Below are 12,438 nucleotides of genomic sequence, written 5' to 3'. Positions count from 1 at the left end.
ATAACTTAGAAAGCTAAGTATATGGGTTGCCCCTCCCTGTCCAATGATATTGGTATATCGAAGCATATTGCCGGGCAAATCATAGGCCCCTAAGGTTCGGGAAAAGGGGAAGAGAATTGGCGAAGAAGACCCAGACGTTTCGGCATCCGGCTGAATATTACACCAATCCCGAAAACAGCATCGGCTATCTGGCGCGCATCGTCTTCCGCTCCTTTTCGCGGCTGCTCGAGCGCGGGACGCTGACCTATGATGTGTCGGCGGGGCAATGGCGGTTCCTGCGCCAGCTGTGGCGCGAGGACGGCATTACCCAGCGCGAGCTCAGCGAGCGTGTCGGCATGCGCGAACCGACGACGGTGGTCGCGCTCAAGGGGCTGGAGAAGGCGGGCTTCATCACCCGCAAGAAGACGTCGGACGACCGGCGCAAGACCTTCATCCATCTGACCCCGCACGCCCGCAAGCTCGAGCTGATCCTCGCGCCGATGAATGCCGAGGTCCATGAAATCGCGACCCGCGGCATGACCGATGAAGAGGTCGAAACGCTGCAGGCGCTCATGCGCCGCGTGATCGAGAATCTGGCCGACGAAACCGCCAAGCTGTCGACGCTGTCCGACATCAAGGCCTGACCCCTTTCGCAACGGGCTTGCGGACGTCCGCGATAATAGGTTAGTATTCTAATTATTATCGCGGGGAGGGTAAATTGCCGAAAATTGCGGTTGTCGTCGGAAGCACGCGCGAAGGATCGTTCAACCGGGCGCTGGGCAGGCTCGCCATTCGCGCGCTCGAGGCAGAAGGGGCCGAGGTCACCGACGTCGATCTCGCCGGCTACGACCTGCCGCTCTATTCGGCCGCGATCGAATCCGGCGCCTTTCCCGCCGATGCCGAGCGGCTGAAACGGGTCTTTGCGGCGCAAGACGGGCTGTTGTTCGTCTCGCCCGAATATAATGGCTCGGTATCGCCGCTGCTCAAAAATGCGATCGATTGGGCGTCGCGGCCGACCGGCGACGAGGGGCTTGTCGCGCTCGTCGCCTATCGCGGCAAGGCGGCGGCGATCATGTCGGCCTCGGTCAGCCCGTTCGGCGGGTTGCGCGGCCTGATCCATCTGCGCCAGATCCTGTCGACGGTGCAGGCGCTCGTGATTCCCGAACAGGTGCTGATCCCCAACGCGCATGCCGCTTTCGACGAGAGCGGCGCGTTGAAGGACGCGCTGCCCGCATCGCTGGTCGACATGACGGCGATGCGGCTCGCCAAGGTGGCGGCCGCGCTCGCCGCCTGACCCTAGACCGGGCGGCGTTCCTTGTTGTCGCCCCAGTCGGCCTCGAGCGTCGCGAGCAAGGCGTCGAAGCGGTCATGGCCAAGCCGATCGGCCAGCTGGTCGGCGAGCTGATCCATCGCGCGCTGCGCGTCCTGACGCATCCGGGCGCCCGTTTCGGTGAGCGAGACGATCATGTGCCGCCGGTCGTCGGGATCGGGCGCCAGTTCGACCATGCCCAGCTTGACCATCTGGTTGATCGTGCTGTGAATCGCCTGCCGCGAGACGCCCAGATTGCGCGCGATGTCCGACGGGCGCACGATGCCGCTGACGATATTCGTCATCACCATCGATTGCGGGCGGCTGATGTCGGGCCAGCCGCGATCGTGCAGCCGCGCCTGCAGTCCTTCGTCGAGCCAGCAGAAGCGTTGGAACAGAGCGATGATAAGCTGGTTGGTGCGCATGGAGTGACGCGATATTCCCCGTTTTCGGCGGCACGCCGATGGCGCGCACGCTAGGGTCAGGACCCATTGATTCCACGATCGAGGCGGCGAAATGGCGAAGATATCGGGTTCGGGCGGGTGCAGCGGGTAGCATCGCTACTCGCAAGGCCGCGCGGGCCTGAGATCGAAGCCATTTCGGCGTCCCTGCGGGATTTGACCGATTTTGCCCACGGCGTCGTCGAAAAGTTTCGAAATATATTCATATTCCTTCGCCTTTTCTCCTCGCCCTGAGCAAAATCGCTTCAAACCTCGAACGCGGAATTAATGGGTCCTGACCCTAGAAGAAGCGCGGGGGCTAGGCAAGGCGGGGTTGAGCGTGTAAAGACAAAATACTTAGTATACTATGTTTTTGGGATGAGCGAGGAAGAGGCGCCGCCGATGGACGGATTGATGCAGAATGTCCCGCTGACGGTCGACCGCATTTTCGACCATGCGGCGGCCTGGCACGGCGCGCGCGAAGTCGTGTCGCGCGACGCCGAAGGACGCGTCACCCGGTCGACCTATGCCGCGATCCACGCCGATGCAAAGCGGGTGTCGAACGCGCTGGTGGCCGCCGGGATCAAGCCGGGCGACCGCGTTGCGACGATGGGGTGGAATGGCGCGCGGCACCTGGCCGCCTGGTATGGCGCGGCGGGGATCGGGGCGGTGCTTCACACGCTCAATCCGCGGCTGTTCATGGAGCAGATCGCCTATATCGCCAATCATGCCGCTGACCGGTTGCTGATTGCCGATCCGGCGGTGGCCGATCTGGTCGGCGAATTGCTGGCGCAGGTGCCGTCGATCGAGCAGGTGATCTTTTTCTGCGATCGCGCTGCGCTGCCGCAAACACACTATCCCGCGCTGGCGTTCGACGACTGGATCGCGGGCTATCCCGCCGAACATGACTGGGGCGGGTTCGACGAAAACAGCGCCTGCGGCCTGTGCTACACCAGCGGGACGACGGGCAATCCCAAGGGCGTGCTCTATTCGCACCGCTCCAACTATATCCACATGCTGATGACGCTGCAGCGCGATGCGCTGGCCTTGTCGGCGCGCGACACGGTGCTGCTCGTCGTGCCGATGTATCATGCCAATGCGTGGGGCGTCGTCTATTCGGCGCCCGCGGTCGGTGCGAAGCTGGTGCTGCCCGGACAGCGGATGGACGGCGAATCCATCTATAATCTGATCGAGGAGGAGGGCGTGACCTATTCGGCCGCGGTGCCGACGGTGTGGCAGATGCTGCTCCAATATATGCAGGAAAATGGCAAGCGCTTCACGACGCTGGAACGCGTCACGATCGGCGGGTCGGCGTGCCCCGAATCGCTGATCCGCACCTTCCGCGACGATTATGGCGTCGATGTCATCCAGGGGTGGGGGATGACCGAAACGTCGCCGCTCGGCACCGTGTCGGTCCCCAATGCCTCGGTCGCGGCGAAGGGGGACGACGCGCAGATGGCGTACAAGCTCAAGCAGGGGCGGTTGCTGTGCGGGCTGGAGATGAAGCTGGTCGATGATGCCGGCCACCGCCTGCCGCACGATGGCAAGACGCCGGGGCGGCTGATGATCAAGGGGCCGACGATCGCGCGCGGCTATTTCGGCGGGGAAGGCGGCGATGTGCTCGACGATGAGGGCTTTTTCGATACCGGCGATGTCAGCACGATCGACGGCGAAGGCTATATGCAGATTACCGACCGCGCGAAGGATGTGGTCAAATCGGGCGGTGAGTGGATCAGTTCGATCGAGATAGAGAATATCGCGACCGGCCATCCCGCGGTTGCCATCGCCGCGGTCGTCGGCATCGCGCATCCCAAATGGGACGAACGGCCGATCCTGCTCTGCGAGCTCAAGCCGGGCGCGCAGGCGCGCGCCGACGATATTCGCAGCTATCTGGATGGCAAGATCGCCAAATGGTGGATGCCCGACGATATAGTGTTCGTCGACGCCATCCCGCTCGGCCCGACGGGCAAGATCGACAAGAAGGCGATCCGCGCCGGGCTGGAGGGGTATGAACTGCCCTTCGAGGTGAGCCGTTAATATGTTTCCCACGCTCGTCATCCCGGACTTGATCCGGGATCCATTCTCGCGACGCTGGTTAAATGGATCCCGGATCAAGTCCGGGATGACGATTATGAGATATAACAGGCAGGAGAGAGACTGATGGACCCGAACGGGATTGCAGGACTGGACGCACAATTCATCGGCCGCACGTCGCCGACCGCGCCGCGGATTCAGGCGGGCGGCCATCCCTGTCAGGGCATCTATTGGACCGAGGCGGGCAAGCGGCCCAAGGTCGCGATCATCGCCACCCATTATAATGTCGATTTTTCCGAACATTATATCGCGCCCTATTTTGCCCGCGCCGGTTTCGGCTTTCTTGGCTGGAATACGCGCTATCGCGGGTTCGAGGACCAGTTCCTGCTCGAACATGCCATCCTCGACATCGGGGTCGGGATGAAGTGGCTGAAAGAAGAGGCCGGGGTCGAACAGATTGTGATCCTCGGCAATTCGGGCGGCGGCTCGCTGATGGGCGCCTATCAGGCGGAAGCAATCGCGCCGACCTTGACCGACCGGCTGCCGTCGATCGGCCAGGATGCGCTGGCGCAGCTCATCAAGGGCGATCTCTATATCAGCTTCAACGCCCACCAGGGACGTCCCGAAGTGCTGACCGACTGGATGGACGCGTCGGTGATCGACGAGAATGATCCGACGCTGACCGATCCCGAGCTCGACCCGTTCAATCCCGACAATGGCCCGCCCTATTCGGACGCCTTCATCGAAAAATATCGCGCCGGCCAGCGCGCGCGCAACCAGCGCATCACCGACTGGGCAAAGGCCGAACTCGCGCGGCTAAACGCGGCGGGAATCCCCGACCGCATCTTTCCGATGTTCCGGTGCTGGGGCGATATTCGCTGCGTCGATCCGGCGATCGACCCGTCGGACCGCAAGCCCAACTGGTGCTATCGCGGCGACCCGGCAATCGCCAACCGCACCCCCAGCATCGGCCGCGCCAATACGATCAAGACCTGGCTCAACATGTGGAGCCTCGAAACATCGCCGTGCCAGGGGCAGCCGCACCTCGCCAAGCATGACACCCCCGCGCTGGTGGTGCAGGGGCTCGCCGACACCGGCGTTTTCCCCAGCGATGCGCGCAAGATTTTCGACTTCCTCGGCACCGCCGACAAAAGGCTCGAACTGATCCCCGGCGCGCATTATTTCGAGGATTCGATCGAGGAACGGCAAAATGCCGCCGATCTGGTCAGCGGCTGGATCCGGGAGAAGCTGTAAGTGGACACGGCGACCGCCGATATCATTGCAGGATTGCGCGCGGCCGGGCTGGCGGGCGAGGGGGAGGTCGTCCTCGAGCCATTGACCGGCGGCGTGTCCTGCGACGTGTGGCGGGTCGACGGCCCGGCGGGGCCGATCGTGGTCAAGCGGCCGCTCGAACAATTGCGTGTCGCCGCCGAATGGCACGCGCCGGTTGAGCGCGGCGCGAGCGAAGTGCGCTGGTTGCGCCGGGCGCGCGGCGTCGATCCGCATCTGGTGCCCGAGGTGCTGGCCGAATTGCCCGGCCACGGCTTCGCGATGCGCTTCCTGCCGGATTGTCCGGTGTGGAAGGATGAATTGATCGCGGGCCGCGTCAATCCGGCGTTCGCGGCGGCTGTCGGTCGCGGCATCGTGGCGGTCCACGCCGCGACCGCGAACAGCGCCGCCGACCGCGACGCCTTTCCGACCGATGCGATGTTCCGCGCGCTGCGCGTCGATCCCTTTCTGCTGTTCGTGGCGCAAAAGGATGCCGAGCTTGCGTCGGCGCTCTACGCGCTCGCCGACGACCTCTCGTCGCGCAAGGTGGCGCTTGTTCACGGCGACGTCAGCCCCAAGAATATCCTCGTCAGCGCAGCCGGGCCGGTTTTCCTCGACGCCGAATGCGCGGTCTATGGCGACCCGGCGTTCGATCTTGCCTTTTGCACCACGCACCTGCTGTTGAAGGCGGTGTGGCTGGGCAACGGACGGCTCGGTGAGGCGGCGACGGCGCTGGTCGAGGCCTATCGCGCCGGCATCGATTGGGAAGATGCCGACGCGCTGGCGCTGCGCGCCGGAAAGCTGACCGCTGCGCTGCTGCTCGCGCGGGTCGAGGGCAAATCCCCGGCGCCCTATCTGACCGATCCCCATCACAAACAAATCGTGCGCGATCAGGCGCGCGCGTTGCTGCTCGCGCCGACGCCCATCGATGCGCTCGTCGCAAACTGGAAAAGGACCAAGGAATGACGTCGCCTATCGCTTCGGTTACCGGGCGCCAGCTTTGGGATTCGCGTGGCCGCCCCACGGTCGAGGCCGAAGTTACCCTCGAATCGGGCGCGGTTGGTCGCGCCATCGCGCCAGCCGGGGCCTCGCGCGGCGCGCATGAGGCGATCGACCTGCGCGACGGCGGCCCGGCCTTCGGCGGCTATGGCGTCAATGGCGCGGTTGCCGGGATCGGGGCCGAGATCGCGCCCGCGCTGATCGGCATGGATGCGGGCGATCAGGCGGCGGTCGACAAGGCGCTGTGCGCTCTGGACGGCACCCCGAACAAGGCGCGGCTGGGCGCGAACGCCGTCGTTGCGGTGTCGATGGCGGTGCTGCACGCCGCCGCCGCCGACGCGCGGCTGCCGCTGTGGCGCTACCTCGCGGGCGACACGAAAGTCCGCATCCCGCTGCCTGAAATCCAGATCTTCGGCGGCGGCGCCCACGCCGGGCGGCGCACCGACGTGCAGGATTTCATGATCATGTGCCCCGCGGCGGGCAGCTTTCGCCGCGCGCTCGAAATCACCGACGATGTGTATCGCACCGCGGGTAGGCTGATGGAAGCCAAGGGGCCGCTGTCGGGGGTCGCCGACGAAGGCGGCTGGTGGCCGAATTTCGCCTCGAACGAGGATGCGCTCGATACGCTGACCAAGGCGATCGAGGCCAGCGGGCACCGCGCCGGCGAAGACGTCTTCATCTCGCTCGACATTGCGGCGAACGAACTCGGCGATGCGTCGGGCTACAGCCTCGCGCTCGACGAGGGGCGGTTGACGAGCGAGGACATGGCGGCGCGCATCGTCGAATGGGCGGGGCGCTATCCGATCCTGTCGATCGAAGATCCGGCGGGGCAGGATGACTGGACCGCGATGGCGGCGGTCACCGCGGCTATCGGCGACCGGGTGCAAATCATCGGCGACGATGTGCTCGTCACCAATGCGGCGCGCGTCGAGCGCGCGGGCGATGCAGCGGTGTGCAATGCGGCGCTGATCAAGGTGAACCAGGTCGGCACCGTCACCGAAGCGAAGGCCGCGCTCGACGCCGCGGTCGCGCGCGGCTGGGGCGCGATCGTCTCGGCACGCTCGGGCGAGAGCGAGGACGTCACGATCGCGCATCTGGCGACCGGCTGGGACGCGGGGCAATTGAAGGTCGGCAGCTTTACCCGCTCCGAGCGGATGGCGAAGTGGAACGAGATGCTGCGGATCGAGGAAGCGATGGGCGCCGATGCCGAATTTGCCGGCTTTTCGGCCTTTGCGGGGTCGATCGGGCGGGTCGCGGCATGATCGTTCTCCACGCCCGCCCAAGCCCCGGCTTCCGCGCGGCGGTCGATGCCATCTTCGGCGCGGGCGTTGTTACCCATGTCGATGAAGCCGCACCGCTCGACGCGGTGGCTGGCGAGATCACCGCGCTGCTCCATGTGCTGACCCCCGTTACGGCCGATTTCATCGCTTCGGCGCCCGGGCTCAAGTTGATCCAGAAACTCGGGGTGGGCGTCAACACGATTGCGCTCGACGCGGCGCGCGAGCATGGCGTCGCGGTGTGCAACATGCCCGGCACCAACAGCCAGGCAGTCGCCGAAATGGCGCTGTCGCTGATGATGGCGGTGCTGCGCCGCACCTGTTTCTTCGATGCGCGAACGCGCGCGGGAGAAGGATGGACCGCCGATCCGTCCGAACTCGATTCGGTGGGGGAGGTCGGCGGGCGCACTGTGGGGCTTGTCGGGTTCGGCAATTCGGCGCAGCTGCTCGCGCCCGTCCTCGCCGCGCTGGGGGCGCGGGTCGTCTATACGGCGCGGAGCGAGCGCGACGGGCCTTATGAATTTCTGCCGCTTGGCCAGTTGCTCGCGGAGAGCGATATCGTCTCGCTGCACATGCCGCTCACCGAAGAGACGCGCGCCAGCATCGACCCGTTCGCGATGAAGCAGGGTGCGATACTCGTGAACACCGCGCGCGGCGAACTGGTCGATGAGGAGCGGCTGGTCGCGGCGCTGACCGCGGGCCATCTGCGCGGCGCGGGGCTCGACGTGTTTGCGGAGGAGCCGTTGCCGCGCGGGAATCAGCTGCTCGGCCTGCCCAATGCGGTGCTCGCGCCGCATATCGCATGGCTTACGCCCGAGACGCTCGTGCGCAGCCTGACGGTGGCGCATGAGAATTGCCGCCGGCTGGGGGCGGGCGAAGCGCTGCTGCATCAGGTGGTATGAAATATTTCGTCATTGCGAGCGAAGCGAAGCAATCCAGCGCGGTTTACGCCTGCTATGGATTGCCGCGTCGCCTTCGGCTCCTCGCAATGACGACGCTTTAGGATTGACCCCATGACTCTTCCGATCGTCCTCATCACCGGCCAGCTGTTGACCGATGCCGTGTGGCAGCCACTCCTTGATGCCTGGACCGACCGCGAGGTGATTGTCGCCGACAACCGCAGCGACGATACGATCGCGGGCTTCGCGCAGCGGCTGCTCGACAATAGCCCCCCGAAATTCACGCTGGTCGCACACGCCATGGGCGGCTTCGTTGCCTTCGAGGTGATGCGCCGGGCGCCCGAGCGGGTTGCGAAGCTGGCGCTGATCTCGACGCTCGCCTCGGCCGATGGTCCAGCGCAGACGGCGCGGCGGCAGGGCTATATCGATCTCGTCGAGAATGGGCAGTTCGATCAGGTGGTCGAGGAGCGCATCCCGATCCTGTTTCCCGAAGAAAAGCGCAGCGACGCGCGCCTGCTCGGCATTGCGCGGAAGATGGCGGCGGACACTGGTGCCGACACCTTCCTCGCCCAGCAGCGCGCGATCATGGCGCGCATCGACAGCCGCCCACTCCTCGGCGAGATTGCGGTGCCGACCTTGCTGATCTGGGGTGATAAGGACGGCATCACGAGCCGCGCGCACCATGACGAGATATTGGACGCGATTCCGGGCGCGAAGCTCGAGGTCATCGCGGGGGCAGGGCATCTGCCGATGGTCGAGGCACCGGAGTTGGTGGTGCCGTTGTTGGCGGATTTCATCGACCAATAATTTCCTGTCATCCCCGCGAAAGCGGGGACCCAGAGCGTGCGTCAACTGAGCTAGCCCCTGGGTCCCCGCTTTCGCGGGGATGACAATATTACTTCAGCTCCGCCCTAACCAGCGCCGCCCCGTCGACCATCGCCTTTAGCTTGGCCTGGCTATGGTCGCGGCTGTGATATTTCATCCCGCAATCAGGCGCGATCCACAGCCGTTCGGCGTCGACATAGCGCAGCGCCTCGCGGATGCGTCCTGCGACCACCTCGGGCGTCTCGACCTCGGGGATCGACAGATCGAGCACCCCATACATGATCGTCTTGGTCGGCAGTTCGGCGAGGATCGCGGGGTCGAGCCCCGGCTGCGCCGCCTCGATCGAAATCACGTCGATCGCCGACGCTTCGAGTTCGGCTAGGAAATCATAAGCTTTGGGCTTCGGCCCCGTTGCCCCCGCGCTGTGGTGCACCATCGCATAGCCGAAGCAGATGTGGAGCGCGGTCGTGCCGCCGACGCCATCGAGCGCGCGGTTGATCGCCTCGATCGCATAGGCGTTCGCCTCGGCGGCGCGCGCCTGCAGATAGGGTTCGTCGAGCTGGACGACATCGACGCCGGCCGCGAAGAGGTCCTTCACCTCGGCATTGACCGCATCGGCATAGTCCATCGCGAGCGATCTGAGGTCGGGATAATAGCCATTCTCGGCCTGCTGCGTCATCGTGAAGGGGCCGGGCAGGGTCAGCTTGACCGGCTTGGTCGAATGGCGACGGAGAAAGGCGGCGTCCTGCGCCTCGATCGGCGCCACGCGGCGGATCGGGCCCGAGACGAGCGGCACCGGATTGGCGTTGCCGGTGCGGTCGATCGCGGTGCCATGCTGTTCGGTGTCGATCCCCGACAGCGCGGTCGCGAGCCGGTTCGAATAGCTTTCGCGGCGCATCTCGCCGTCGCCGACGATGTCGATGCCTAGCTCTTCCTGATCGCGGATCGCCATCAAGGTCGCGGCTTCCTGCGCATCCGCCAGCCAGGGTTCGGGGATGCGCCACAAAGTCTCGGCACGCACGCGCGGCGGCAGGCTGGCCTTCAATCGTTCGCGGTCGATCAGCCAATCGGGTTGGGGGTAGCTTCCGACGATCGTTGTCGGCAGGATGGGGTGATCGAACAAGGCGGATCCTCTCGCTTTTTTGCTGGCCAAGTATTTGCTTAGTATTCTATCTAATTCAAGATCAAAGTGACGATGGGAGAGCGAAATGATCGATCTGGAGGCCATTCGGACGCTGGCCGATATTCCGGCGGCGCAGGCGCGCGCGCGTGGGCGGGCGGTCGCGGTCAAATATGGAGATCGCGAAACGAGCTTTGCCGAGCTTGATGCGCGGTCGAACCGGGTCGCGAACGCGCTGCTGGCGTCGGGGGTCGCGCCCGGCGACCGGGTTTCGGTGCTGACCAAGAACCACGACGCCTGGTATCCGCTCTTCTTCGGTACCGCGCGTGCGCGCGCCTGCCTCGCGCCGATCAACTGCCGCCTCGCCGCGGGCGAGATTGGTTTCATTTTGGGCGACGCCGCCCCGAAGCTGCTCTTCGTGGGCGAGGATTTCTTCGACACCGCGCTGGCCGCGGTCGCCGGGCTCGCCGACAAGCCGCGGTTGGTGGCGCTTTATGGCGCGCACCCGGACTTTGAAGGCTTCGACGCCTGGCTCGGCGATGCGGCCGCGACCCCGCCCGCCGACGCGCCGCAACTCGCCGACGATGTGCTGCAACTTTACACGAGCGGCACCACCGGGCGGCCAAAGGGTGTGGTGCTCGCCAACAAGAATTACCGCCGCTTCCTCGAAATGGCGACCGAGGTCGACGGCTTCGCCTATAGCGAGGACGAAACGGTGATGATCGTGATGCCGCTGTTCCATGTTGCCGGGACCAATGTCAGCTTTTCGGGGCTGGCGCAGGGCGGGCGGCTGGTGCTGGTCAAGGATTTCGCCGCGGACGATGCGGTGCGGATGCTGACCGAGGAACGCGTTGCGCACGCCTTCCTCGCGCCCGCGATGATCCAGATGATGCTGCAACAGCCCGCCGCAGCGACAGGCGACTATTCGGCGTTGCGGTCGATCGCCTATGGCGCCTCGCCGATCGCGGAGGATGTGCTGCGCCGCGCGCGCACGACCTTCGGCTGCGATTTCGTGCAATTCTATGGCATGACCGAAAGCTCGGGCGGCGGCTCCTACCTCTCGCCCGCCGCGCACGACCTGCCCGGCAAACTTACCTCGTGCGGTCAGCCCTGGCCGCAGACCGAGATGGCGATCCTCGATGGCGAGGGGCGGCCGCTCGGCGACGGTGAGATCGGCGAGATCGCGATCCGCGGCGACATTGTGATGAAGGAATATTGGAACCGCGCCGAGGCGACCGCCGAAACCGTGATCGGCGGCTGGCTGCACACCGGCGACGTCGGCTATCGCGACGCCGACGGCTTTTACTTCGTCCACGACCGGATCAAGGACATGATCGTGTCGGGCGGCGAGAATGTCTATCCGGCCGAGGTCGAAAGCGCGATCATGGGCTGCCCCGGTGTCGCCGATGTCGCGGTCATCGGCGTGCCCGACGACAAATGGGGCGAGGCGGTCAAGGCGCTGATCGTCCCCGCGCCCGGCGCCACGGTCGAGCCCGCCGATGTCATCGCATGGGCGCGCGAGCGCATCGCTGCCTACAAGGCGCCGAAGAGCGTCGAGACGATCGACGCGCTGCCGCGCAACCCGTCGGGCAAGGTGCTGCGCCGCGAACTGCGCGCGCCTTATTGGGAAGGCCGCGACCGCGCTGTGGGCTAGGGCCCCGACTCTAGGGGCGCCCTACAATATTTCGTGGATCACATGGCGCACGCCGAAGTCGGTGCGCTCTCCCACGCCGACGGCGAGCAGGCCGTTGAGCCAGTCGTATCGGGGACTCGCGGTCTCGAACACGGGCGCGATTCGCAGATAATAAAGTGCGGGATCGACATCGGGCGCGGCAGGGTCGGCGAAGGCGGCGCGGACGTCGTCGGGGATCAGGCTGCGCCCCGTATAGCTGAGGTAGATGAGCGCGCCGTCGTCGGTCTGCCACACCGCGCGCGCGTCGAAGGTGCCGACCGACGCCGCCTCGCCCAGCCGCCCGCTGCGCGACCAATTGCCGCCACCCGGAAGAACGATGCCGTTGATTCGCGGTCCGAAAAATCGTCCGCCGGTGATATAGCCGAGCCGCTGGTCGCCGAACGGCGAGGCGCCGATCCCGATCAGGCCGCCCCCCACCTCGAACTCCACGGTGCACAAGGGGCGGCTCGCAAGCGCGCTCTGGCGATTTTCGTCGGGCATAATCGGGAATCCTCTCTTGAAACTCTGGACAAGTATAAAACCATTAGTATACTAAGGGTCAATCAGATTGACGGATCGGACGAAGAAACCGGTACCGTTGCACTAGGCTCTATG

At 65.2% G+C, this 12,438-nt stretch carries 12 protein-coding genes; 9 read left to right on the top strand and 3 right to left on the bottom strand.

Going from position 1 to position 12,438, the window contains the following annotated elements:
* Window positions 1-116 precede the first annotated feature (116 nt).
* Window positions 117-623 carry a MarR family winged helix-turn-helix transcriptional regulator gene (locus tag ATE59_RS11610; protein ID WP_003049460.1) on the top strand — a complete coding sequence of 169 codons (507 nt, stop codon included), beginning with the start codon at window positions 117-119 and terminating at the stop codon, window positions 621-623.
* A gap of 74 nt (window positions 624-697) precedes the next feature.
* Entirely contained in the window at window positions 698-1,273 is a 576-nt protein-coding gene (locus ATE59_RS11605) for an NADPH-dependent FMN reductase (protein ID WP_058812532.1), read from the top strand.
* A gap of 2 nt (window positions 1,274-1,275) precedes the next feature.
* Here the strand turns inward: ATE59_RS11605 and ATE59_RS11600 are convergent, their stop codons facing one another.
* Window positions 1,276-1,713 carry a MarR family winged helix-turn-helix transcriptional regulator gene (locus ATE59_RS11600; protein ID WP_058812531.1) on the bottom strand — a complete coding sequence of 146 codons (438 nt, stop codon included), beginning with the start codon at window positions 1,711-1,713 and terminating at the stop codon, window positions 1,276-1,278.
* Window positions 1,714-2,130: 417 nt separating this feature from the next.
* On the opposite strand from ATE59_RS11600, the gene ATE59_RS11595 reads away from it, so the two are divergent.
* From ATE59_RS11595 to ATE59_RS11570, 6 genes are all read left to right on the top strand, one after another.
* Window positions 2,131-3,765, top strand: coding sequence for a long-chain-fatty-acid--CoA ligase (locus ATE59_RS11595; protein WP_058812572.1), 1,635 nt, complete (start codon window positions 2,131-2,133; stop codon window positions 3,763-3,765).
* A 123-nt stretch (window positions 3,766-3,888) separates the two neighbouring features.
* Window positions 3,889-5,016 (top strand): alpha/beta hydrolase, encoded by a 1,128-nt coding sequence (locus ATE59_RS11590; RefSeq protein ID WP_058812530.1) that lies wholly within the window; start codon window positions 3,889-3,891, stop codon window positions 5,014-5,016.
* Complete coding sequence (locus ATE59_RS11585; protein WP_058812529.1) at window positions 5,017-5,997, top strand: phosphotransferase family protein; 981 nt, start codon at window positions 5,017-5,019, stop codon at window positions 5,995-5,997.
* On the top strand, window positions 5,994-7,292 hold the full coding sequence (gene eno, locus ATE59_RS11580) for a phosphopyruvate hydratase (protein WP_058812528.1): 1,299 nt from the start codon (window positions 5,994-5,996) through the stop codon (window positions 7,290-7,292). Before ATE59_RS11585 ends, eno begins: the two co-directional genes overlap by 4 nt.
* Window positions 7,289-8,209 (top strand): NAD(P)-dependent oxidoreductase, encoded by a 921-nt coding sequence (locus tag ATE59_RS11575; protein WP_058812527.1) that lies wholly within the window; start codon window positions 7,289-7,291, stop codon window positions 8,207-8,209. Before eno ends, ATE59_RS11575 begins: the two co-directional genes overlap by 4 nt.
* 111 nt (window positions 8,210-8,320) lie before the next feature.
* Window positions 8,321-9,013 (top strand): alpha/beta fold hydrolase, encoded by a 693-nt coding sequence (locus ATE59_RS11570; protein WP_058812526.1) that lies wholly within the window; start codon window positions 8,321-8,323, stop codon window positions 9,011-9,013.
* An 88-nt stretch (window positions 9,014-9,101) separates the two neighbouring features.
* On the opposite strand, the gene ATE59_RS11565 is transcribed toward ATE59_RS11570, so the two are convergent.
* Window positions 9,102-10,259 carry a 5-methyltetrahydropteroyltriglutamate--homocysteine methyltransferase gene (locus ATE59_RS11565; RefSeq protein WP_443029279.1) on the bottom strand — a complete coding sequence of 386 codons (1,158 nt, stop codon included), beginning with the start codon at window positions 10,257-10,259 and terminating at the stop codon, window positions 9,102-9,104.
* On the opposite strand from ATE59_RS11565, the gene ATE59_RS11560 reads away from it, so the two are divergent.
* The gene (locus ATE59_RS11560; protein ID WP_058812524.1) at window positions 10,240-11,805 is read left to right on the top strand and encodes a long-chain-fatty-acid--CoA ligase; all 1,566 of its coding nucleotides are present in this window, start codon (window positions 10,240-10,242) and stop codon (window positions 11,803-11,805) included. The genes ATE59_RS11565 and ATE59_RS11560 overlap by 20 nt on opposite strands.
* A 21-nt stretch (window positions 11,806-11,826) precedes the next feature.
* Here the strand turns inward: ATE59_RS11560 and ATE59_RS11555 are convergent, their stop codons facing one another.
* Window positions 11,827-12,324 (bottom strand): DUF3237 domain-containing protein, encoded by a 498-nt coding sequence (locus ATE59_RS11555; RefSeq protein WP_003049493.1) that lies wholly within the window; start codon window positions 12,322-12,324, stop codon window positions 11,827-11,829.
* Window positions 12,325-12,438 lie beyond the last annotated feature (114 nt).

Source organism: Sphingopyxis sp. A083 (assembly GCF_001468495.1).
Classification (GTDB): Bacteria; Pseudomonadota; Alphaproteobacteria; order Sphingomonadales; family Sphingomonadaceae; genus Sphingopyxis; species Sphingopyxis terrae.
The sequence above is the reverse complement of the archived record's forward strand: the minus strand, read 5'-3'. Positions and strand labels throughout refer to the sequence as shown.